The 23,552-nt window shown below is 66.1% G+C and carries 19 protein-coding genes; 12 read left to right on the top strand and 7 right to left on the bottom strand.

What is annotated here, in order from left to right; all coding sequences use genetic code 11:
- Positions 1-27: 27 nt before the first annotated feature.
- The 6 genes from MA09_RS07785 (at position 28) to MA09_RS07760 (ending at position 7,269) form a co-directional block, all read left to right on the top strand.
- Positions 28-555, top strand: a complete 528-nt coding sequence (locus MA09_RS07785) for a (2Fe-2S)-binding protein (protein ID WP_036246759.1) — start codon at positions 28-30, stop codon at positions 553-555.
- Positions 552-1,562, top strand: coding sequence for a xanthine dehydrogenase family protein subunit M (locus tag MA09_RS07780; RefSeq protein WP_036246758.1), 1,011 nt, complete (start codon positions 552-554; stop codon positions 1,560-1,562). The genes MA09_RS07785 and MA09_RS07780 overlap by 4 nt, the downstream gene beginning before the upstream one ends.
- The gene (locus MA09_RS07775; protein ID WP_036246757.1) at positions 1,559-3,880 is read left to right on the top strand and encodes a xanthine dehydrogenase family protein molybdopterin-binding subunit; all 2,322 of its coding nucleotides are present in this window, start codon (positions 1,559-1,561) and stop codon (positions 3,878-3,880) included. Before MA09_RS07780 ends, MA09_RS07775 begins: the two co-directional genes overlap by 4 nt.
- A 334-nt stretch (positions 3,881-4,214) precedes the next feature.
- Positions 4,215-5,192 carry a tripartite tricarboxylate transporter substrate binding protein BugD gene (locus MA09_RS07770; protein ID WP_036246756.1) on the top strand — a complete coding sequence of 326 codons (978 nt, stop codon included), beginning with the start codon at positions 4,215-4,217 and terminating at the stop codon, positions 5,190-5,192.
- A 90-nt stretch (positions 5,193-5,282) separates the two neighbouring features.
- Positions 5,283-5,759, top strand: coding sequence for a tripartite tricarboxylate transporter TctB family protein (locus tag MA09_RS07765; RefSeq protein ID WP_036246754.1), 477 nt, complete (start codon positions 5,283-5,285; stop codon positions 5,757-5,759).
- Positions 5,760-5,763: 4 nt separating this feature from the next.
- Positions 5,764-7,269 (top strand): tripartite tricarboxylate transporter permease, encoded by a 1,506-nt coding sequence (locus tag MA09_RS07760; RefSeq protein ID WP_036246752.1) that lies wholly within the window; start codon positions 5,764-5,766, stop codon positions 7,267-7,269.
- A 254-nt stretch (positions 7,270-7,523) separates the two neighbouring features.
- Here MA09_RS07760 and MA09_RS07755 read toward each other — a convergent pair whose 3' ends face one another.
- The 4 genes from MA09_RS07755 to MA09_RS07740 all read right to left on the bottom strand — a co-directional run bounded on the left by MA09_RS07755 (position 7,524) and on the right by MA09_RS07740 (position 12,871).
- The gene (locus MA09_RS07755) at positions 7,524-8,303 is read right to left on the bottom strand and encodes a hypothetical protein (RefSeq protein ID WP_152594590.1); all 780 of its coding nucleotides are present in this window, start codon (positions 8,301-8,303) and stop codon (positions 7,524-7,526) included.
- Between the two features lie 241 nt (positions 8,304-8,544).
- On the bottom strand, positions 8,545-9,474 hold the full coding sequence (locus MA09_RS07750; protein ID WP_036246749.1) for an FkbM family methyltransferase: 930 nt from the start codon (positions 9,472-9,474) through the stop codon (positions 8,545-8,547).
- 216 nt (positions 9,475-9,690) lie between these two features.
- Positions 9,691-12,063: a DNA polymerase II gene (locus MA09_RS07745; RefSeq protein WP_036246748.1), complete on the bottom strand. Its 2,373-nt coding sequence runs from the start codon at positions 12,061-12,063 to the stop codon at positions 9,691-9,693.
- Between the two features lie 7 nt (positions 12,064-12,070).
- Positions 12,071-12,871: a ferritin-like domain-containing protein gene (locus MA09_RS07740; RefSeq protein ID WP_036247366.1), complete on the bottom strand. Its 801-nt coding sequence runs from the start codon at positions 12,869-12,871 to the stop codon at positions 12,071-12,073.
- A 100-nt stretch (positions 12,872-12,971) separates the two neighbouring features.
- Here MA09_RS07740 and MA09_RS07735 point away from each other — a divergent pair, with 100 nt between their 5' ends.
- From MA09_RS07735 to MA09_RS07725, 3 genes are all read left to right on the top strand, one after another.
- Positions 12,972-13,529: a cysteine hydrolase family protein gene (locus MA09_RS07735; RefSeq protein ID WP_036246747.1), complete on the top strand. Its 558-nt coding sequence runs from the start codon at positions 12,972-12,974 to the stop codon at positions 13,527-13,529.
- Positions 13,530-13,642: 113 nt separating this feature from the next.
- Positions 13,643-14,206, top strand: a complete 564-nt coding sequence (locus tag MA09_RS07730; protein ID WP_036246745.1) for a hypothetical protein — start codon at positions 13,643-13,645, stop codon at positions 14,204-14,206.
- 227 nt (positions 14,207-14,433) lie between these two features.
- Complete coding sequence (locus tag MA09_RS07725) at positions 14,434-15,792, top strand: GGDEF domain-containing protein (RefSeq protein ID WP_036246743.1); 1,359 nt, start codon at positions 14,434-14,436, stop codon at positions 15,790-15,792.
- Between the two features lie 213 nt (positions 15,793-16,005).
- Here MA09_RS07725 and MA09_RS07720 read toward each other — a convergent pair whose 3' ends face one another.
- A complete protein-coding gene (locus MA09_RS07720) occupies positions 16,006-16,803 on the bottom strand; it encodes a LytTR family DNA-binding domain-containing protein (protein WP_036246740.1) in 798 nt (265 codons plus the stop codon).
- A complete protein-coding gene (locus tag MA09_RS07715; RefSeq protein ID WP_051933265.1) occupies positions 16,800-17,909 on the bottom strand; it encodes a sensor histidine kinase in 1,110 nt (369 codons plus the stop codon). The genes MA09_RS07720 and MA09_RS07715 overlap by 4 nt, the downstream gene beginning before the upstream one ends.
- A gap of 330 nt (positions 17,910-18,239) precedes the next feature.
- Between MA09_RS07715 and MA09_RS07710 the strand changes: the two genes are divergently transcribed.
- The 3 genes from MA09_RS07710 to MA09_RS07700 are packed head-to-tail and all read left to right on the top strand — an operon-like array spanning position 18,240 to position 20,920.
- Entirely contained in the window at positions 18,240-19,400 is a 1,161-nt protein-coding gene (locus tag MA09_RS07710) for a sialidase family protein (protein ID WP_036246737.1), read from the top strand.
- Positions 19,400-20,113, top strand: coding sequence for a hypothetical protein (locus tag MA09_RS07705; protein WP_036246735.1), 714 nt, complete (start codon positions 19,400-19,402; stop codon positions 20,111-20,113). The genes MA09_RS07710 and MA09_RS07705 overlap by 1 nt, the downstream gene beginning before the upstream one ends.
- Before the next feature lie 3 nt (positions 20,114-20,116).
- Complete coding sequence (locus MA09_RS07700; protein ID WP_036246733.1) at positions 20,117-20,920, top strand: hypothetical protein; 804 nt, start codon at positions 20,117-20,119, stop codon at positions 20,918-20,920.
- 65 nt (positions 20,921-20,985) lie between these two features.
- On the opposite strand, the gene MA09_RS07695 is transcribed toward MA09_RS07700, so the two are convergent.
- Positions 20,986-23,490, bottom strand: coding sequence for a TonB-dependent siderophore receptor (locus MA09_RS07695; RefSeq protein WP_036246732.1), 2,505 nt, complete (start codon positions 23,488-23,490; stop codon positions 20,986-20,988).
- Between the last annotated feature and the right edge of the window lie 62 nt (positions 23,491-23,552).

The raw sequence follows: 23,552 nt of genomic DNA, 5'->3' as shown, positions 1-23,552 counted from the left end.
TCACGCATTCTGACGAAAAGGACGGCCATGGACCACTACCAGGAATACCCGATCCGGATGCGCATCAACGGGCAAGACCGCGAATTCGCGGTCGGCGCCTGGGTGACGCTGCTCGACCTGCTGCGCGAGCGCGCGGGCCTCACCGGCACCAAGAAGGGCTGCGACCACGGCCAGTGCGGCGCCTGTACCGTCTTGCTGGACGGTAAGCGCATCAATTCCTGTCTGACGCTCGCGGTGATGCACAACGGCCGTGCGGTGACCACGGTCGAGGGCCTGGCCAAGGGCGACGAGCTGCATCCGCTGCAGCAGGCCTTCATCGAATGCGATGCCTTCCAGTGCGGCTACTGTACGCCGGGCCAGCTGTGCTCCGCGGCCGGGCTGATTGCCGAAGGCCAGGCGAAGAGCGTCGACGACGTGCGCGAGCTCATGAGCGGCAACCTGTGCCGCTGCGGCGCCTATCCGCAGATCACCCGGGCGGTGATGCAGGTGATGGGCATCGAAGGCAAGCCAGGAGAGGGGCAGAAACCCTTTACGACCGGTCCGGTGCTCGCATGAACCCGTTCACCTTTATCCAGGCCAGCGACGTGGACGCCGCGCTGGCCCGCCTGGCCGCGCCGGGCGCGCGCCCGATCGCGGGCGGCACCAACCTGCTCGACCTGATGAAGGAAGGCGTGATGCAACCGGGCGAGCTGGTGGACATCAACGGGCTCGGGCTCGACCAGATCGAGGATGGGCCGGGCGGCGGCCTGCGCCTGGGAGCGCTGGCCCGCAACGCCGATACCGCCTACCACCCGAAGGTAGCCGAGCGCTACCCGCTGCTGAGCGCCGCCATCCTGGCCGGCGCCTCGCCGCAGCTGCGCAACATGGCCACCAACGGCGGCAACCTGCTGCAGCGCACCCGCTGCTATTACTTCTACGACGTCGGCACGCCCTGCAACAAGCGCGAACCGGGCAGCGGCTGCCCCGCAAAGGACGGTCTGAACCGACTGCATGCGATCCTCGGCACCAGCGAGCATTGCATCGCCACCCACCCTTCGGACATGTGCGTGGCCCTGCGCGCCCTCGACGCCGTGGTGCACGTGCGCTCGGCGCGCGGCACGCGCGAGATTCCCTTTGCCGACTTCCACCGCCTGCCGGGCGACCGCCCCGAGCTGGACAGCACCCTCGAACCGGGCGAACTGGTCACCCACATCACGCTGCCCGATGCCAGCCGCTTCGCCGCCCACTCCACCTACCTGAAGGTGCGCGAGCGACTGTCGTACGCGTTCGCGCTGGTGTCGGTGGCCGCGGCGCTCGACATGGAGGGCGGCACCATCCGTGCCGCCCGCATCGCGCTGGGCGGCGTCGCCCACAAGCCTTGGCGGGTCGAGGAAGCCGAGGCTTCGCTGGAGGGCAAGGCGCCCGGCCCGGACGCCTTCGGCGCCGCCGCCGACATCATGCTGCACGGCGCCAAAGGCTACGGCCAGAACGACTTCAAGCTCACGCTGGCGCGCAATGCGATCGCGCAGGCCTTGACCACCGCCGCGCGCGGCCTTGAATACGCGAAGGGAGAACGACCATGACCGACCTGATCCCGGAGCTGCGCACCCCGACCGCACCCGACGGCACCGGCCGGGTACGCATCGGCATGCCGGTCTCGCGCGTCGACGGCCGCGCCAAGGTGACCGGCGAAGCGAGATACGCAGCCGAACACCCGGCCGAGGGGCTGCGCTACGGCGTGGTCGTCAGCGGCACCGCGCCCAGGGGGCGCATCAAGGCCATCGACACCCGCGCGGCGCTGGCCACGCCGGGCGTGGTCGACGTCCTCACCCACCTCAACCGGCCCAAGGTGCGCGGCTGGGACCTGGCCTACAAGGACATGACGGCTCCCGCCGGCTCGCCCTTCCGGCCCCTGTTCAGCGACCGCATCTTCTACAGCGGACAACCGGTCGCGCTGGTCGTGGCCGAGACCTTCGAGGCCGCGCGCCATGCGGCCCAGCTGGTGGAAGTCAGCTATGAGGAAGAAGCGCACGAGACCAACCTGCTGGCCTCGCTCGACCAGGCCTACAAGCCGCGTCCGCTGAAGGCCGGCTTCACGCCGCCGAGCTCCACCGGCGACGCCGACAAGGCGTATGAACAGGCCGAGGTCAAGATCGAATCGCAGTTCTACCACGGCGTCGAGCACCACAACCCGATGGAGATGCACGCCACCACCGTGGTTTATGGCGAGGATGGCCACCTGACGATCTACGAAAAGACCCAGAGTTCGCAGAACAACCGCTGGTACGTCTCGCGCGCCTTCGGCATTAAGAAGGAAAAGGTCACGGTGCGCAACCCCTATGTCGGCGGCGCCTTCGGTTCCGGCCTGCGCCCGCAGTACCAGTTGCCGCTGGCGGTAATGGCGGCGCTCAAGTTGAAATGTTCGGTGCGGGTCATGCTGACGCGCCAGCAGATGTTCACCTTCGGCCACCGCCCGGAAACCTGGCAAAAGGTGAAACTTGCCGCCAACCGGGACGGCAAGCTTGCCGCCATCGTCCACGAGGCGATCCAGGAGACCTCGCGCCTGGAAGACTATGTCGAGGTGGTGGTCAACTGGTCCGGCCAGCTGTACGCCTGCGACAACATCAAGCTGGGCTACAAGCTGGTTGCGCACGACCGCCATTCGCCGATCGACATGCGCGCCCCCGGCGCCGCCCATGGCCTGCATGCGCTGGAAGTGGCGATGGACGAGCTGGCCTACAAGTTGCGGATGGACCCGCTGGAGTTCCGGCGCCTGAACTACGCCGACCGCAATCCGCTCGAAGACAAGCCCTACTCCTCCAAGGAGCTGAGCCAGTGCTACGACAAGGGCGCCGCGCGCTTCGGCTGGAAGGACCGTCCCATCGAGCCGCGTTCGATGCGCGACGGCGAGGAGCTGGTCGGCTGGGGCATGGCCACCGGCATGTGGGATTCGCTGGTCATGCTGGCGCGCGTGAGCGCCGTGTTCCACGCGGACGGGCGCCTGGTGGTGAGCAGCGCCGCCTCGGACATCGGCACCGGCACCTATACCGTCATGTCGATGATCGCCGCCGAAAGCCTGGGCCTGCCGATGGAGCGTGTCACCTTCCAGCTGGGCGACTCGACCCTGCCTTTCGCGCCGGTCGAAGGCGGCTCCTCGCACGTGTCGACGGTGGGCAGCGGCGTGCACGGCGCCTGCGACAAGCTGAAGAAAACCCTCATCGAGATGGCGAGCAAGATGCCGGGCTCGCTTCTCGCCAAGGCACGCACCCAGGACCTGGAATTCGCCGATGGTACGGTGCGCCTGCGCAACCGCCCGGAGACCGCGATGCAGTTGCGCGAGGTGCTGGCCGCCGCCGGCCTCGACCGGGTCGAGGAAAAGTTCTTCATGAAGCCTTCGCTGCTCAGGCAGCGCAAGTACACCCGCGCCGTGCACTCGGCGGTGTTCTGCGAGGTGCGGGTCAACGAGAAGCTGGGCATCGTGCGCGTGACCCGTGTCGTGAATGCCGTGGCGGCGGGCCGCATCATCAGCGCCAAGACCGCGGCCAGCCAGGTGATCGGCGGCGTGGTCTGGGGCATCAGCCAGGCGCTGCACGAGGAGAGCTACACCGACCACCGCTTCGGGCGCTTCATGAACCACAACTACGCCGAGTACCACGTGGCGACCAATGCCGACGTCCACGACATCGAGGTGATCTTCGCCGACGAGGACGACCGCGTCGTCAGCGCGCAGCTGGGCGCCAAGGGCGTGGGCGAGATCGGCATCGTGTCGGTGGCGGCCGCGATCAGCAATGCGATCTTCCATGCCACCGGCAGGCGGCTGCGCAGCACGCCCATCACGCCGGACAAGATCCTGCTGGGCGAACACGAGATCCCGGTGCCGGAGCCGGGGCAAACGCGGTAAGACTGCCTGGCGCCCGCCTCCCCACGGGCGCCGGCAGCGCCAGCGGCCACCGTACGTTTTTGTCGACACTGTTCTCGCCCACCGGCAAAGCCATGCGACACGCATTGCGGCCGGAGACGCATGGCTGGGAAATCTCCGCATTGTTCAGCATCTTTTTCGCTACGCCATACGGGTTTCCACGTAGTTGCAAACCTGTATATTTACTGGTACAACGGGTCCTGCGTATGCACGCGCTCCATGGGAGCTGGCTGGATTCGTCGTGGCCTGCATCGTGGTTGTCCTTGCGTCGCCCATACTGATAAATCGAAACCAACGAGGTTAGAGGAAGACACCGATGAAAACCACATTCCTGCGCTCCGTCGCGGCCATCGCCCTTGCCGGCACCGCCTTCAGCGCTTCAGCCCAGAATTACCCCACCAAGACCGTCACGATGATCGTGCCCTTCGCCGCCGGCGGGCCGACCGACACCGTGGCGCGTTTGGTGGCCCAGTCGATGGGCAAGACCCTGAAACAGCAGATCATCGTCGAGAACGTCGGCGGCGCCGGCGGCACCATCGGCGCCGCGCGCGTGGCCAAGGCGGCGCCGGACGGCTACACGATCTTCCTGCACCATATCGGCCACTCGACCGCGCCGGCCCTGTACCGCAAGCTGAGCTACAACGCGATGACCGACTTCGAGCCGATCGGCCTGGTCACCGACGTGCCCATGACCCTGATCGCCAAGGCGGACTTTCCGGCCAAGAACTTCCAGGAACTGCTGGCCTACGTGAAGGCCAACAAGACCAAGGTCACGTACGCCAATGCCGGCCTCGGCTCGGCCTCGCACCTGTGCGGCATGCTGTTCCAGACCGCCATCGGCGTGGACCTGACCACCGTGCCCTACAAGGGCACCGGACCGGCCATGAACGACATGCTCGGCGGCCAGGTGGACCTGATGTGCGACCAGACCACCAACACCACCAGCCAGATCAAGAGCAACAAGGTCAAGGTCTACGGCGTGACCACCAAGCAGCGCCTGGCCTCGATGCCGAACGTGCCGACCATGGCCGAAGCCGGCCTGCCTGGCTTCGAGATCGCCGTGTGGCACGGCATGTACGCACCGAAGGGCACCCCGAAGCCGGTCGTGGAGACCCTGTCGAACGCCCTGCGCGTGGCCTTGAAGGACCCGACCGTCAAGCAGCGCTTCGCCGACCTCGGCACCGAACCGGTGGCTGAAAACCGCGCCCGTCCGGAAGCGCTGCGCGCCCACGTGAAGGCGGAAATCGATCGCTGGGGGCCGATCATCACCAAGGCCGGTCAGTACGCCGACTGATTCCGCAGCACCGATGCTGCCGGCTGCGCGCTCCAAGCGACGCGCAGCCTGTTTCAATACCTGACAACAACAAGCAACAAGGGGTTCGCCGTGACTTCCATCGTTCGCCATCCGAAGAATTTCTGGATCGGCATCATCTTCGTTACCTTCGGGCTGGCCGCCGTGTATTTCGGCCGCGAGCTCGGCATGGGTACTACCGGCCGCATGGGGGCAGGCTATTTTCCGACCGTGCTCGGTTACCTGCTGGCCCTGATCGGCCTGGTCGCCATCGTGCGTGCCTTCATCGGCCGCACAACCGGCGCCCGTGACGAGATCGGCACCTTCCATATCAAGGACATCGCCATCATCCTGGGGTCGGTACTGCTGTTCGGCGTGCTGATGCGCGGCGCCGGGCTCGCCATCGCCGCCTTCGTGCTGATCATGCTGAGCGCGTATGCCAGCCCCAAGTTCCGGCTCGGCAGCACGCTGCTGCTCGCGGTCGGCCTGACACTGTTCGCCGTGCTCCTCTTCGTCAAGCTGCTCGGCTTGCCGATGCCGATCATCGGCCCCTGGCTGACCGGAGAGTGAGCACATGGAGATCTTTGCCAACCTCGCCCTGGGCCTCGAAACGGCCTTTACCCTCAACAACCTGTTCTACTGCCTGGTCGGCGTCTTCGTCGGCACCGCCGTCGGCGTGCTGCCGGGCCTGGGCCCGATCGCGACCATCGCGATGCTGCTGCCGGCCACCTTCGGCCTGCCGCCGACCTCGTCGCTGATCATGCTGGCCGGTATCTACTACGGCGCCCAATACGGCGGCTCGACCACGGCCATCCTGGTCAACCTTCCGGGAGAATCATCCTCGGTGGTCACCGCCCTCGACGGCCACCAGATGGCACGCAGCGGCAACGCCGGAAAGGCGCTCGCCACCGCCGCGCTGGCGTCCTTCTTTGCCGGCAGCGTCGCCACGGTCCTGCTCGCCTTGTTCGCGCCTCCTCTGGCCGAACTCGCGCTCAAGTTCGGCTCCGCGGAATACTTCTCGCTCATGGTGCTCGGCCTGGTGGCCGCCGTGGTGCTGGCCAGCGGCTCGCTGCTCAACGCGATCGGCATGGTGCTGCTCGGCCTTCTGCTCGGCCTGGTCGGCACCGACGTCAATTCGGGCGCCCAGCGCTACACCTTCGACCTGCCGGAACTGGCGGACGGCATCAACTTCGTGATCGTGGCGATGGGCATGTTCGGTATCGGCGAGATCATCCGCAACCTGGAGCACGACGAAGACCGCAGCCTCATGATGAAGAAGGTCACGGGACTGATGCCGAGCATGGCCGACCTCAAGCGCATCGCGGCGCCGACGCTGCGCGGCACCGCGCTCGGCTCCGCCCTCGGCATCCTGCCGGGCGGCGGTGCCATGCTGGCCTCGTTCGCATCCTATTCGATCGAGAAGAAGGTCTCGCCCAATGCCGCGCAATTCGGCAAGGGCGCGATCGAAGGCGTGGCGGCCCCCGAGGCCGCCAACAATGCCGGCGCCCAGACTTCGTTCATCCCGATGTTGACATTGGGTATTCCATCGAACCCGGTGATGGCACTGATGATCGGCGCCATGATCATCCAGGGCATCCAGCCTGGCCCGGCCGTCATGACCGAACAGCCGGCCCTGTTCTGGGGCCTGATCGTCTCGATGTGGTTCGGCAACCTGTTCCTGGTGGTCCTGAACCTGCCGATGATCGGCCTGTGGATCAAGATGATCATGGTGCCCTACCACCGCCTGTTCCCGGCCATCCTGATGTTCTGCGCGATCGGTGTGTTCAGCCTGAACAACAACCAGTTCGACGTCTACCTGATGGCGCTGTTCGGGCTGTTCGGCTACATCTGCGCCAAGCTGGGCGCGGAACCGGCGCCGATGCTGCTCGGCTACATCATCGGCCCGATGATGGAAGAACACCTGCGCCGCGCGCTGCTGCTGTCGCACAGCGACCCGACGGTGTTCGTCACCCGTCCGATCAGCGCCACCCTGCTGGGCATGGCGGCCCTGTGCCTGATCGTGGTGCTCTTGCCGTCCCTGCGCAAGAAGCGGGAAGAGGCCTTCCACGAGGAGGAGTAAACGTGCCCGGCAGGCACGACCAGGTCAGCTGCCGGCTCACATGATCTCGAGGCTTGCATGCCGAAAGCCGCCCTTCGACGGGCGGCTTTTTTTTCGTACGTGTCCCGTCCTGGAATGTGGGACGGCATGCCGGTCATGCCGGCGACACGCCGTGACCGTCTCCTTGGTCGCACCGTGTCCGACACGGCAGTGGCGCCCTGTCGACACCGCGGTGCGGCTGGCGCGCTTCGGCTGCTGGGCGGTACCACATACGCTCACCCTTTACTCTTGCCTCGGTATCGTTTTGAAATACGCAATGCGATATCCCTGGACAGACTCTCCATGTAGCCCTTGCCACGCTTGGACTCGATGCGCGTGACGACGGTCTCGTTGAACTCGGCGCGGTATCGTTCGAACGCGTGTTCGTAGACGTCCCCGGTAATCACCCACTCGATGCCGTGCCGTGCGTACAAACGTACGCGCTCGATGGCCTCCTTGCCTGGCGGCGGCCCCGGGACCAACAAGGCCGGCGTCTTGTTCGCCAGGCAGAGCCTGGCCATGGCGGCACCCGTCTTCCTGTCGGCGGGAACCCCTTCTCTCATGACCGTCAAATCGCTGCAGGGAACCCGGGCCCGGGGATCCCTGAAATCGGTCAGGCTCAGGCATGCAAGACGGCTGTCGAAATCATCGGGCGTAGCCGACCAGCAGCGGGCAGCAGCGGGACTCCTCTTGAACCCGAAGGCGCCCCGGCCCAACAGGTCCGCCAACTGCAGCATGGACTTGCTTCGTCCGCTGATGGCTGCGCGGACCAGGAAATGGCTGCCTTCGGACCGGCCGGCTTTGTTCGCACGCGCATGCGGGTCAAGAAGAAGCGCCGCAAGCCCTTCCTGTTTGGCCGCATCGCCGGCCAGCGCGTCGATGCGCCAGACCCTGAAGGTTTCGGCATCGTCCAACCGGGGCAGCGGGCCGGCATGGCCTGCATTTGCACCGGGGCCTGCACCACACGACAGGATAGTCGCCAGGGCCGCAGCAATCAGCCTTGCTCTCGCTTGCATGATCGCCTCCAGATAGTGAATGCGCGCCTACGGAACTGCGCCCCGCCTGGCGGCTTGAGCATACCGGCGCAGCGCTGGACGCCGCCCCCCGCGCTGCTGGCCAGGGAGGATCGATCATCTCTTCCGCGCGGCGGGAGGAATGCCGTGGACATCGCCGCTGAACGTAGTGGAAGCGCGAGTTGTTCGACAGAACAGGCCGATCCCGGCCGGTCAACTCAACAGTGCTCCCGAGATACTACTGTCATGCTCCGCGCTGTCTGAATTTGGCGTTGAATGCTTGCAGTTGATCCGACTCGAAAGCGCCGACAATATTTTGATATTCGTGTCCGCTGGCGACGTGACGGAACATGACATGGTAGGAATCGCTCGGGTCGTGCAGATTACAGACGTCGTCTGCTCCGACAGCATACAGGTAGGGAAAAACACTGCGAAGGAAATCGAAGAAATCAGGCACCGAGGTTCGCTGGAATACGTTAAGGCACCAGTGGTTCAGTTCGAGCGTCACGATCGGTCTCGATGTTGAAATGGTCTTGCCAAGTCCTTCGATGACATCGCGTTCGAAGCCTTCGACATCGATCTTGATAAAATCAACCCTGGTGATGCCCAGTTCCTCAAGGAAAGCGTCACCTTGTACAATCTCGATGGACTCCACCTGATGGCCGGCCGATGCCTGCATCTTGTTCGATACGAAGCCGCCTGCGCGGTTGTTCGCGGCGAACGTCAGTTCAAACCGACCCGCGCTCTTGCCTAGTCCGACGTTCTTGAGTTCGACATTGTTCAGCCCCGATGCCTGGACGTTTTTCTCGAGAAAGCGATAGGTGCTTGGCGAGGGCTCGAAGGATACAACCTTGTTGGCACGACTACCGAAGAGGATAGCCGTGCAACCGATATTCGCACCGATGTCGAGCACGGTATCCGCCGGCTTGATCAAGGAGTCGAACAGCTCCACCATATGTGGCTCGAACACGCCACGGATATGTTCGAGATAGTCGTCATCCGACGCGATGTTGTATTTCTTTCCCCCAATATCTGTGACGATGTGTCGAGACCCGCCGAGGCCGCCGATTTGCTCGGTGCTGTCCGCATGCTGTCCCGCCACAGGATCGAGCAACACTGCAGGCGGACGCCGCCCAAAAGATTGCTTGAAATAACTGAGAAGTGTTTTCAACATCGTCCTTTCATGAAGATACGGAACCGATGATGCCTTGGAAAAACTCGATAGCGCCTGAGCGGTTCTGGCGCAACCGTTCTCGGCACCGGCCTGCAGGACTAGCGGGCCAACGCTTGCCGCCGGCAGAACCTGACCGTTGAGGCCAGCATAACAGCTTACACACTTTCAAAAATCACGCACTGTCACGACGCGACAGCCCGGCGCGTGGGGCTTGTATCAGAACAGCGCGCCCTGGGGGCTCGTCAAGCGGGCAAAGCTGTCACCCAGGAAGGGCAGGATCGCATCGGCAATCGGTTCCAGCTGCTTCGTCAGGTAGTGCTCGTAGTCGATGGGCGCGCGGCGCAGTTCGAGGGGTTCGGGCCCGGCGGTCGTCATCACGTAGCGGATCCAGCCGCCATGGCGGTACTGGGGTGGCCGCCCCTGCCCGGTGTGGAAGGCATCGGCCATGCGCGCGGCGCGCACGTGCGGCGGCACATTGCGCTCGTAGTCGTCGAGCGGGCGGCGCAGGCGCTTGCGATAGACCAGCAGTTCGTCCAGTTCCCCGCGCAGGGTGCGCGCCACGTAGTCGGCCACCCAGGCTTCATACGGCTGCCCCTTGAACACGCGCAGGTAGAGCGCCTGCTGGAACTGCTGCGCCAGCGGCGACCAGTCGGTGCGCACCGTCTCCAGGCCCTTGTACACGACCTCCTCGCTACCGTCCACATTCAGCACCATGCCGGCGTAGCGCTTCTTGCTGCCTTCGTCGGAGCCGCGCACGGTCGGCATCAGGAAGCGGCTGTAGTGCGTGTCGAACTCCAGTTCCAGCGCCGAATCGAGGCCGTACTCGGACTGCAGGCAATCGCGCCACCAGCGGTTGACGCGATCGACCAGGGCGTGCCCGATGCGCTCCGCTTCCGCCTGCGGATGCGCGCGCCCGAGCCACACAAAAGTAGAATCCGTGTCGCCATAGATCACCTGGTAGCCCTGCTCCTCGATCAGCGCCCGGGTGCGGTGCATGATCTCGTGCCCGCGCATCGTGATCGAGGACGCCAGGCGCGGGTCGAAGAAGCGGCAGGCGGTGGTCCCCAGTACGCCGTAGAAGGCGTTCATGATGATCTTGAGCGACTGCGACAGCGGTGCATTGCGTTCGCGCTTGGCGGCCTCGCGCCCTTCCCACACCTGGCGCACGATGCCCGGCAGGCAGTGGCGGGTACGCGAGAAGCGCGCGCCGCGAAAGCCCGGCACGGTCGATTCCTCCGGTTCGGCCAGGCCCGCCACCAGGCCGACCGGGTCGATCAGGAAGGTACGGATGATCGAGGGGTACAGGCTTTTGTAGTCCAGCACCACGACCGAGTCGTACAGGCCGGAGCGAGAGTCCATCACGAAGCCGCCCGGGCTGTCGGCCGCTGCCACGTCGCCGATGTTGGGCGCGACAAAACCCTGCCGGTGCATCAGCGGCATGTAGCGATGCTCGAACGCCGCCACCGAGCCGCCGCTGCGGTCCACGGCCAGCCCGGTGACGCTGGCACGCTCCAGCAGGAAGCGCATCAGTTCGGTCTTCTCGAAGATGCGGGTGACGAGCTCGCAATCCTTCAGGTTGTAGAAGGCCAGCGCCGGCTTGTCCTCCGCGAACATGCGGTTGATCTCGTCCATCCGGCTGTAGGGGTTGTCGATCGCCTTGCCTTCGCCCAGCAAGGTCTGCGACACCGATTCCAGGCTGAAGGATGGAAAGCTGTAGGTGGCCGAGCGCAGCGCCTCGATGCCGTCGATGACCAGCCGGCCCGCGATGGACACGAAGAAGTGCTCCGAGCGTCCGTGCTCGCGGGTCTCGATGGCGCTGCCGTCGCGCCCCAGCCGCAAGGAACGTCCCAGGCGTTCGGCGGCCTGCACCAGCATGCGCAGGTCGAACTGGACCACGTTCCAGCCGATGATGGCGTCCGGGTCGTGTACGCGGACCCATTCTTCCAGCCGGTCCAGCAGTTGGGCGCGGCTCGCGCAGTACTCCAGCGCGAAGTCCATCTCGCGCACGGCGCCGTTCGGCTCGCCCAGCATGTAGACCTGGCGCTGGCCGCAGCCTTCCAGGCCGATGCAGTACAACTCCCCGTGCTGGTTGGTCTCGATGTCGAGCGAGACCATCCTCAGCTGCGGACGGTAGGCGCCGTCCGGCTTGAGTTGCGCGTCGCGGATCAGTACCGGGTCCTGCGGGTCCGGCGTGCCATGCACCAGCACCGGCGCGGTGATGAAGCGCTCCATCAGGTAGCGCTCCGGCGGGCGGACGTCGGCTTCGTAGACGTCGACGCCGAACTCGCGCAGGCGCTTTTCCAGGCGCAGCAGCTGGCGGTACTGGCGGCAGTACAGGCCCAGCACGGGCCGGTGATGGAAATCGCAAAGCCCCAGTTCGCGCAGTTCCCAGCCGCTCTTCTCGCCATGCAGGGCCAGCTCGGCCGCGTCGCGCTGTTCGAGGGGAAGGAAGGCGACCGGCGTCTGCGCCGGCAGGCGCACCCGGCGCGGTCCTGCGGCCGTGGCGATCCAGAATTCGACTTCGGTGCCAGTGTCCGTGTCACGCCAATGGCGCGTCAGCAGGAAGCCCTGTATCGGTGCGGTATCCATGCGGGGGTCAGGAAAAGCGCGCCAGCTCCGCTTCGCTGAAACCGGCCTGGCGCCGCGCCTCGATGTTGAAGGGCCCTTTCAGTACCGGCGCCTTGTACTGCACCGTCAGCTCGCCGTAGGTGGACACCGGCTCCAGCCCGCGCAGGCCGCACAGGTGGAGGTACCAGCGGTTGCCGATCTCGACGTGCCCCACTTCGTCGCGCAGCAGCACGTCGAGGATGGCGGCTGCCTCCGTGTCGCCGGCCTGGGCCAGCTTGGCGCGCAGCGGCGGGATCGCGTCGAGCCCGCGCGCCTCCAGCGTGCGGGGCACCAGCGCCATGCGCGCCAGCACGTCGCCGCGGGTCTTCTCGACCATCTCCCACAGGCTGTCGTGGCCCGGGAAGTCGCCGTAGGCAAAGCCGAGCGTGCCCAGGTGGGCGCACAGCATGTTGAAATGCAGCGCTTCCTCGCTTGCTACGCGCAGCCAGTCCGTGTAATAGTCCTGCGGCATGCCGGGGAAGCGCCACAGCGCGTCGAGCGCCAGGTTGACCGCGTTGAATTCGATGTGGGCGAGCGCGTGGACCAGCATGGCGCGGCCCTCGACGGTCGCCATCGAGCGGCGGCCGACCAGCCGCGGCGGCACCAACTCCGGCCGAGCGGGACGGCCGGGAATGCCGGCAGGCGCATCGGGCGCCGCGTCGAGGTCGACGCGCCACGCGCCGGCGCGATGCGCAGCGCTCATTGCCGCCACCCCCGCGCTCTTGGCGGCAGGATCGGTTTCAAGCAGGGATTGCAGAGCGCATGCGCGAAGCTCCAGCGGTTGCGCCATCATCAAGCCTTCGGTGATTCGAAAAGCGCTAGTGTACCAAAGCCGGCACGCTCGCATGGGCTGGGTTACCATGATGGCATTGCCATCCACTCAAGCACCGATGCGACCCGACCACCCTGCCCTCCTGATCATCGACATGCAGCAGTGCATGGCCCGCCCGGACGCGGGCGCACGCAACAACCCGCAGGCGGAAGCCAACATCGATACGCTGCTCGACGCATGGCGTGCACGCGGCGCGCCGGTGGTCCACGTGCGCCACATCTCGCGGTCGCCGGATTCCGGCTTCGCTCCCGGGCAGCCGGGCGCCGGTTTCCAGCCGGTGTTCACGCCGCGCCCGGGGGAGCACGTGGTGGAAAAGAACGTTCCGGATGCCTTCATCCTGTCGGGGCTGGAACGCTGGCTACGGGTGCGCAGCATCGAGCGCCTGGTCGTGGTCGGCGTCAGCACCAACATCTCGGTCGAATGCAGCGTGCGCAGCGCCGGCAACCTCGGCTTCCAGGTGAGCGTGGCCGGGGACGCCTGCTTCGCCTTCGCACGCCGCGACCATGCGGGCGCGCCGCGCAGCGCCGACGAGGTGCATGCGATGTCGCTGGCGAACCTCGCTGGCGAGTACGCGGAGGTCGTCACGACAGCCGGTGCCCTCCGTCTGCTGGGTTGAGTCGTCCGTACCACACTCTACCCGTTTAACATTGTGGCAACATGGGCAGGCTTGCTACACTGGTCGGCCGGACTTTTCCTCCATCGCCAGGCCCACCGCAAAGGAACCGTGCCATGTTCGCCCGTCCTGACCTGCAGTCCCGCCTCATCCTCGCCACCTCCGCCTTCGCCGCCGAAGTCCTCCACCTCGGGTGGGAATATACCCAGGGCGGCGTGCCTGCGCACCACCTGCTGAACAATCCCGACCTGCCCGCCGTCTCCAACTGGTGGGGGCTGCTGGTCGTGCCGCTGCTGGTCTGGTTCCTGGTGGGACGCATCCAGCGCCGCGCCGCCACCCTGGTGCAGACCGGCAGCCGGGAACGATTCCGCACCCTCGCCCAGACCCGCTTCGCCGTAGCCTTCCTGTGGGCGGCGGCACTTGCGCTGGCCTTCACCTTCGGGCATCCGGCCGTTACCTGGATCTTCTTCGGCGCCTTCGCCGCGGCCCTGATTGCAGGCGCCTGGCGTGCCGAATACGTTCTCGGCTTCGCGCTCGGCATGACCCTCACCTTCGGCGCCGTACTGCCGGTGCTGGTGGCCTCGACCATCGCTGCATGCGCGTTCGCCGTCCACCTGCTGTTCGGCGCGGCCATGCGCCTGACGCGCGGCGGCCGGGCGCGCGGGGCCGGCCTACCGTAGGCCCGAATCAACTCGTCCGACACGGCGGCCGCCGGCCTGTGGCCGACGATTGGCCTGGCTGCCGGCAGCGCTCGACCCAGAGCGAACGGCCATCCGACATGCCGATCGCATCGTTTGGCCACTTACTGAAAAACAACATGTTGCAATAACAGACTCAACATTTCTTGCAGTCACCAAGATGGCAAGGTAAATTTCTGGATTGTAATAAATGTTGTTTTTTGTTAATTATGTCAGCGTCCTCTTCGGAAACTTCATTCCAGCCTCTTGTCCGGCTGCTTGGCTATGCTCACTATTTCTTCGGCGGGCTGCTGATCATCACCGCGGCCTTGCTCGGCTGGCAGCATTACGGCATGGAAAGGGTAATCGATCTGACTGGCGATCAGTTCCCCGTATTTATTGAAGACGACCGCAACAGTGGTGGCGCTTCCGTTGGGTCGATCGAGCGGCGCGGGGAAGACCTGATCGTGCACTGTCACATTTCGCGGAAGATCGAGTGGCCTTACTGCAAGCTCGGCTTCAGTCTTCTCAAGGGGGCGACGGGGCTCGACATGTCCCGCTTCGACTACATGACCATCGAAGGGCGCTATGCCGGCCCAGGAACGTCGCGCTTCGCGCTGGTACTTGCCCAGGCAGAGGAAGGCCTGACGCGGCTCGACCAATGGCAGACCTACAAGATCAACCAGATCGACGCGCTCGACCTCCCACCCGACGGCGGCGAGCTCATGGTTCCCCTTAAATGGTTCGGGGTGGCGCAGTGGTGGAAGGATATGGCCAAGCCAGCGCTGGAGCATTCTGCCGTCAATGTCGACAACGTGGCCCGTACCGAGGTGGTGATCAGCGGTGGAGCCAAGGAAGGCAACCATGTTTTTACTCTGCACCGCATGCGCTTGCACGGCAAGCTGGTTACCCTGGATGCGTTGCTGTCGGGGCTGGTCACCACGTGGGTACTGTGCGCCGTCGGTTGGCTGGCGATCCTCACGCTGTCGCTGCGTTCGCAGCTCCGGTACAGCCGCACGGCCGTCGCGCTGCTCAGGACGGTCAACAAGGCGCTCGAACTGGAAGCGCGTGATCTAGCCGGGCAGGCGCACATCGATCCGCTCACGGGTGTCCTGAACCGGCAGGGCCTGCGTGCGGCGCTGATGAGCACGTCGAGCCTGTTGGCCGATCCGATGACCGTGATCTTTATCGACATCGACCATTTCAAGTCGATCAACGACACGCATGGCCATGACGCGGGCGACGAAGTCCTGCGACAATTCGCCAAAGTCATCGCGTCCGGCATCCGCTCGTCGGACCGCCTCGTGCGCTGGGGTGGTGAGGAATTCCTTATCGTCTGCCCAATGACCAACGTGTACCAAGGACGGATTCTCGCGGAGAATCTGCGCCATGCGTTGCACCGGGAGACGTGGCCAGTCGGCCTGCATGTCACCGCCTCATTCGGCGTGGCGCAGCATCATGAACGCGACGAGGTCGGCGTCGTCATCAAGCAAGCCGACGCGGAGCTGTACCGCGCCAAGCAGGGCGGCCGCGACCGAGTGTGCGCCTACATCACGGCCGACATGAGCGCGTACGCCGAGACGGTCTGAGCATGGCTAATTCTGTGGAACACAACTAGATTACGCAACCGTGCACGACCGTTTCGGAAATGGACGCGGCATGCGCGTGAAATCTTGGCTTGTGCAGTAAAAAAGTGCCCCGCATCGCTGAGAACAGACGGTCCGATTGGCTCAGTTTGACGCCTTGTCGCTTTTAGGACTAGCTAGGGCACTTGTAAAGCTGTCTCAACACGGGCAACCGGCTTACATCTGCCGGAACAGGTGGGCGTAGACCGGACTGACGCGCGGTTTCTCGGACCGGTTGCGCAGGTTGAGCATCACCTTGCCCGTCGTGTCGCGGCCAGCGCTGGCCACGCAGCCCATGTTCACGACGGTGCTGCGGTTGACCTGGCGGAACTGGACTGGGTCGAGCTGGGGCAGCAATTCCTTGAGCGGCACCCGGATCAGCGCTTCGCTCTCGGCCGTGACGACGTTGACGTACTTGTCGGCCGCCTGGAAGAACACGACATCGGTCACCGGAATCATGCGCACCATGTTCCCCACCGCCGCGCGCACAATGCTCAGGCGTTCCGGGTTGGGCGCTGCCGGCAACAGGGCTTGCAGGCGGCCGACCAGGTCGGCCAGGGGGTCGCTGCCCCCCTGCTCCGCACTTTGTCGGTGCTCCAGCAACCCCTGCAAGCGCTCGACCGTGCGGGCCAGGCGTGTCTCGTTCACTGGCTTGAGCACGTAGTCGGCCGCCGCTTGCTCGAAGGCCTGCACGGCATAGTCGTCGTAGGCGGTCACGAACACCACATGCGGGAACGGCGCCGGACCTTCCCAGCGCTCGGCCAGTTCCTCCGCCGCCTCGATGCCGGTCTGGCCGGGCATCTTGATGTCCATGAACAGCACGTCAGGCCGGGCCGACAGTGCCTGCTCGACGGCGGCCATGCCGTTCGGGGCGGTCGCGACGATCTCCAGGCCGGGCCACAGCTTGGTGAGCAGGCGCGCCAGGGTCGCCGCCAGGATCGGTTCGTCTTCTGCAATCAGGGCGCGGATGTTCATGCGGTCTCCAAAGGTAAAGTGAGGCGGACGAGCGTGCCTTGCGGCTGCGCGGGCGCGAGCAGGACACTGGCGCGCTCGCCGTACAGCACGCGCAGGCGCTCGCGGGTGGTGGCGACGCCGACGCCGCCGCCGGTGCTGCGGCTGGCCTGCCCGAGCCCCAGGCCGGTGTCGCAGATGCGGATGTCGAGCAGGCCGTCGCGTGCTTCGGCCGCGATATGGACTTCGCCGCCCTCGATCTTCGGCTCGAGCCCATGCACGATCGCGTTCTCGACCAGGGGCTGCAGCAGCATCGGCGGCAGCTTCACCTGGCGCAGGGCCGCCGGCAGCTCCAGGCGATAGGCCAGGCGCTCGCCCATGCGCACGCCCATCAGGCCGAGGTAGGCTTCCATGGCGGCGAATTCCTCGGCCAGCGTGGTGCTCTCCGAGCGCGAAGCGCCCAGCGTGGCGCGCAGGTACTGGATCAGCTGGTCAAGCATCGCATTGGCACGTTCAGGGTCGATGGCGATCAGCCCCTGCAGGTTGGCCAGCGTATTGAACAGCATGTGCGGCTCGATCTGGGCCTGCAACAGGCGCAACTGTGCCTGCAGGGCCTGGCGCTCGACGGTCTCGGCGCGCAGACGTGCTTCGTTGTGCACCTGCTCCATGCGCTGCACCCGTTCGCGCTGCAGCACCATGAGCGTCATGGCAACCATGCCGAGGAAGGTGAACAGGATGTAGCTGACCCGGCCCACCGTCGGATAGGCGGCCAGGGATGGCGCCGTCTGGCCCAGCACCGCCGCGCCGATGTGGATGCCGATGAAGTGGGCCGGGCCCGCGACCAGCAGCATCAGGGCGACCAGGGCCAGCCAGTGCCGTGGATGCCCGTCGAGCACAGGGCAGAGGCGCAGCCGCGCCGCATCCACCACGGCGAAGCCGGGCACGCCGATGCACAGCGAATACACCAGCTGCTCGAGCAAGGTCTCGGGACGGGCGATCGTCAGCACGATCGTGACGGCGGCGAGCACGCTGGCCAGCGCCGCGAGGCGCAGGTCGCGCAGCCAGGTGGCCAGGAAAGACGCAGCAGATACCTGCGGCGGAGAAATCGCGGGATGGGTCAGGCTGCTCATGCGGTCTCGCTGATGTTTGTTGCTAGGATGGCCAGCATTCTGCCCAGCCGATGTCGCCTCGGCAAGCCGGTAGCGATGAACCCGCATTTCGTGGCCGTGAACCGGCGTGCAGGTCGACCGGATTGTGGCGCAGGCGTCGCTGGACCGCCCAAGGATGTGTCAGCGGCGTCCCTTTGCTGTAGGATAACGCCTTTGCTCGGTAACAGCCCAGCTGGTTCCCTCTTGAAAGAGATGGCGGAATCGCGATTCCCCGCCGGCGGCCCTGCCCTGCAGCTCGTCACGATAACAATCAGAGTCGCGGACCGGCCTTGTCCGGCTCGCCCGGAGTTTATGGAACGTTCCCCGCAAGCGCGTCATCTTGCGCGCAGCCGTAGCGCGATTGCCTGTGCCGCCGTGGTGCTTGGCATCGCCGCCGCCGAGACCGTGCGCTGGACGCGGGCCCGCGCCGCCGCAGCCCCGACCACGGTGCAGGCCGTCCTGCCGGGAAGCGTGGCCCTGTCCGAACTGTCCCGCTCGCTGATTCCCATGCCCCGCAATACGCCCTCGGCCCATGCCAGCGCGATGGCGACGCTGCCGGGCGACCGCATGCTCACCTTCTGGTGGGCCGGCAGCCGCGAGAGCGGGCCGGATGTCAAGGTCTACGCCTCCCAATGGCGCAACGGCAAATGGGGCGCTCCCTGGATGGTGGCCAGCCGCGAAACGCTCGGCAAGGCATTGGGCTTCGGCGTGCGCCGCATCGGCAACCCGGTCGCCTGGACCGGCCCGGACGGCAAGATCCACCTGTACGTGGTCGCCACCGGCCTCGGCGGATGGGCGGCGTCGCGCGTCGCCCACATGGTCTCTTCCGACGAGGGCGCCAGCTTCGCCATGAAGCGCGTGCTGCCGATGTCGCCGTTGTTCAATACGAGCGTGCTGGTGCGCACCAATGCAGTCGGCCTGGTCGACGGCGGCTGGTGGTTGCCGGTCTATTTCGAGATCGGCATCAAGTACCCGATGATGATGGCCTTCGGCCCGGACGGCGAGCCTACCGGCCTGGGACGGATCGGCAGCCGCACCACCACCCTGCAGCCGGCGATCGTCCCGGTCTCCAGCCGGGAAGTGCGCGCCTGGATGCGCGATGCCAGCGGGGAGCGTCGCGTGCAGCACGCCCTGAGCCGCGACGGCGGCACCAGCTGGGAAGACCTGCCGGCGCTGGAACTGAACAACGAGAACACCTCGATGGCCGTGCTGCGCCTGGCCAATGGCGAGTTCCTGATGCTGCACAACCACATCGTCGAGGGCGGCGGCTCGCGCAGCCTCCTGCGCCTGTCGCTGTCCAGGGACGGCCACACCTGGCGCACCGTGGCCGACGTGGCCAGCGGGGGGAAAAGCGACGAATTCTCGTACCCCACCATGCAGCAGGTCGGCGAGGAGCTGCACGTCACCTATACCTTCCAGCGCCAGGCGATCGCGCATCACCGGTACCTCGTCAAGTTTGGAGAGAAGATCTGATGGCCCTGCCTGAGCTTTCGCTGCAGTTCGTGTATGCCCGCCTGGCCTGGGCGCTGGTGCTGGCCGCCCTCGTCATCGGCCTGTGGCCGGCGTCCTGGCGCCTGCCCCGGCGTGCGTTGGGCGCCATCGTTGCCGCCTGCCTGCTGTTGATGGCACTGCCGGGCGCGGCCTCGCCGGCGTGGCACCTGGGCCTGGCCTTCCAGTATCCGAGCGGGCTGCTGGCCGGTCTCTGCGTGGTCATGCTGCATGCCCGCTGGCGCCGTGCCCCGGGTCCCGTGCCGGCCGCGCTGCCGGTCCCGCTGGCCGCGCTGCTTGCCGTCGCCGGCGTGCTGCTCTACCTCGACGCCTTCGGCCTGATCGCGGGCGGGTATTATTACGGCGGCTTCGGCGGACGCGCGGCGCTGGCTGCGGTACTGCTGGCCGGCGCCTGCGCGGTTGCCGCCGCACGCGGCCGCTTCAGCTTGCAGGCCGGCGCCATCCTCGGCGCGCTGGCCCTGTTCTCGTTCGCCCGCCTGCCGAGCGGGAACCTGTGGGATGCGCTGATCGACCCGCTGCTGTGGGGCTGGGCCCTCGTCGCGCTCGCCGGCGCCGCCCTGCGCGTCCTGCGCATCCGGCTGTTGCGTCCTGCGGACCGGGCTGCAGCGGCCGGCGAAGCGGAGCTGCCGGCGCTGCAGCCGGCCGGCGCCGAACAGATTTCATCAAACAAGGAGTAGTCTTTGGCAAACAAGAAGTGGTATCTCCATCCCGCAATCGCCACCGGGATCGTCATCAATGCGTTCATCCTGCTGCTCGCGGTGGCCTGGTCGGGCAACCCGGCCGGGCTGGACCGCCTGCTGGTCGAAGACGGCATCGTCGAATGGATGCAGTTCCTCTGCTTCAGCGCGATTGCCGGCCTGCTCGGCTTTGCGTTCTTCGAGCGGCTCAAGCGAAGCGACCGCGGCGTGCTGGAACTGCTGGCCCTGGCCGGCCTGAGCCTGCTGTGTGCGCTCGCCGCACTCGAGGAGATCAGCTGGTTCCAGCGCGTCCTGAACATCCAGTCCTCGGAATTCTTCCTGCAGAATAACCGGCAGGGCGAGACCAACATCCATAACCTCGCCATGGGCGACGGCAGCCTGCACAAGAACGTGCTGCTGAAGCTGATCTTCATCACCGGCATCACCCACAACCTGATCCTGCCGCTGGTGGCCCGCTTCAAGCCGGGCGTGCAGGACTGGGTCGAGAAACTGGGCCTGTACCTGCCGCCGCTATCGGCCTCGGTGCCTTACCTGGTGCTGGTCGCGCTGTCGCATATCCTGATCGACCACCCGCGCAAGGGCGAGCTGGGCGAGCTGTTCGGCGCCGTGCACTACATGGCGACCGTGTTCGGCGCCTACTACGCGGGCGTGGCCTACAGGCGCGCGACGCTGTTCGAGAATCCGGCCGACATCGCGCGGCTGTCGAAGCTGTTCGCGCTGTGGATGCTGTTCCTGCTGCTGAACGGGTGGATGCTGAGCGCCGGCGCCGGCGCCGTCGTCAAATAAACTGTCGGGTGGTCGGCTCAGCCGACCACCCGACATGATCCAGGCGGCAGTTCCGCCTACCCCCATCAGAACCCGTAGTTCATCCGGGCATAGATAAAGCGGCCGGCACGACCGAACGGCGCATAGTTCGCGAACGGCGTATTGCCGGTCGTGTTCAGCACCGGCGGCTGGGTCTCCGGATACTGGTCGAACAGGTTGTCCGCCCCCAGCGCCAGGCTCAGCTTCGGCGTAAAGGCATAGCGGGCTTCGATATCGACCAGCGTCTTGGGGCTCATCCAGAAGTCCAGCGCCGCCGTGGTGCCCGGCGACAGGGTCTTTCCATAGCGGGTCGCACGGAAGGTCGCGCCCCACTGTCCGAGTTTCCAGTTCACGTTCGCGCTGATCTTGCTCTCCGGCTGGCCCTTCTCGAGCGACAGCACGTTGAGGCGGTCGAACAGCACCGGCGCCGGATTCAGCGCGCTGAGCTGCGCCGTCACCGGCACCTTCGTTACCTTCGTGTCGGTGAAGTTGCCGGCCACCGTGAAGTCGAAGTTGCCCGCGCCGGCGGTCTTCATCGGCCAGCTCACCACCACGTCCACGCCCTGGGTGCGGGTATCGACGCCGTTGATGAAGAAGCGCCCGCCGCCCACGCCGGTGATGCCTTGCGAGATGATGTAGTTGCGGACGTTAGCCTGGGTCAGGTTCTCGGACAGGATGATCCGGTCCTCGATGTCGATACGGTAGGCGTCGATCGTGATGCTGAAGGGATCGAAGCGCATCACCGCGCCCAGCGAGGCGTTCACCGATTTCTCCGCTTCCAGCGGCTTGGCGCCGAGCGCCACCGCCACCCGGTCGGTCGGGCGGAAGGTGGTGATCTCGAAGGGGATGCCGTTGATGAAGTTGGTCGAGGTCGCGGTGAAGTTCTGCTGCTGCGGCGACGGGGCGCGGAAACCGTTCTGGATCGCGCCGCGCAGGGCGAAGGCCTTGCTGAAGTCGTAGCGGCCCGACAGCTTGCCGGCCAGGCTGTTGCCGAAGTCCGTATAGTGCTCGCCGCGCACGGCCACCGAGGCCAGGAACTGGGGCGTGATGTTCGCTTCCAGGTCGACGAAGGCGCCGATCGCGCTGCGGTGCGCGTCGACTTCATTGGTGGGACGGAAGCCCGGGAACACCTGGGCGCCCGGCGCCGCCGGGGTGCCGTTCGGCAAGATCTCCGGGCCGGCGCGCCAGGAGTCCGACTCGCCCGCGAACAGCTCGTAGCCTTCGCGGCGCGCCTCGGTTCCGATGGCGATGTTCAGCGGCGAGGAGAAGCCCGCCACGTCGAGCGTACGCACCCCGGTCAGGTTGAACACCAGCTGGTCGTAGGCGTAGCCGCCGGCATAGAACTTGCGCTTGCTGCTCGGGCCGATCGAGCGGTTCAGCGTGTTCTCGATGTCGTACTCCATCTTGTTCCTGCCGTAGCCGAGCGAAGCATCCATGTCCCAGCTGCCAGCCAGCCAGGTCACGCCCCCGGTGGCGGAAAAGTCGTTCACGGTCGGCGCGATGATCGGCAGGAAGCCGTTCGGGTAGATCGAGATGATGTTGCGGGCATCCTGGGCCGGGCGGAAGAAGCCACCCGAACGCGCGAAGCGGTTCTGGTAGCTGGCCCAGCCGTACAGCTTGACGCCGCCGCCAAGGTCATTGCCGGCGTTGGCGAAGAAGGTCACCTGCTCCATCTCCGGCTCGCCGTACCAGGCATTGAAACGGTTGATGGTGAGCTCGCGCGGATCGAAGGCGCCATTGGCCAGGCGCGGGTACTGCTGGCGCATGTCGTAGCCGCTGCGCTCGGTGCGCTCCTGCTTCTTGTATTCGCCGGCGACGGTCAGGTAGCCGGTCTCGCCCAGGGCCAGGCCTTTCCAGATGCCGAGGGTGCCGGTCTGGCCGTCGGTGCGTTCGCGCTTGGCGGGGGCGGTCCAGGTCGAGCCGGCCGGGCCCACGTCGTTCCACAGGTCGTATTCGGTCTTGCGCGCGCCGTAGGTGACGCTGGCCTCGCCGCCCTCGCGGTCGGTGCGCAGGCGCAGGTTGACCACGCCCGAGATGGCGTCGGAGCCGTACTGGGCGGCGGCGCCGTCGCGCAGCACCTCGACGCTCTTCACGATGGCGGTCGGGATGGTGTTCATGTCCACCGCCGCCGAGCCGCGCCCGATCGAGCCGTTGACGTTGACCAGCGAGGATGCGTGGCGGCGCTTCGAGTTCACCAGCACCAGGGTCTGGTCCGGCGCCATGCCGCGCAGGGTGGCGGGACGGATGGTGTCGGTGCCGTCGGTGATTGCCGGGCGCGGGAAGTTCAGCGAGGGCAGCGCGATCGACAGGGCCTGGTTCATCTCGGTCGTGCCGACGTTCTTCAGCGTTTCCGACGAGATGATGTCGACCGGCGCCGCAGTATCCAGGGCGGTGCGGTTGGCGACGCGGGTGCCGGTCACCACCACCGTGGCGGAGGCCGCCGGGTCGGTGGCGGGAGTCGCGTTCGCCGCGGTGTCCTGTGCATGCGCGCTGGAGAACAGCGACGCGATGGCAAGTGCCAGGACCGTCTTTTGCGTTAGGTGTTTCTGCATCTTGGGTTTCCTCTTGTTGTTGTTCCGCGCCTGGGTGAAAGGGCGCCACGCTTGTTACCGTT

This window comes from Massilia sp. BSC265 (genome assembly GCF_000740675.1).
Lineage (GTDB): Bacteria > Pseudomonadota > Gammaproteobacteria > Burkholderiales > Burkholderiaceae_D > Telluria.
Note: the sequence above shows the minus strand (reverse complement) of the source record. Positions and strands in the feature narration are given on the sequence as shown.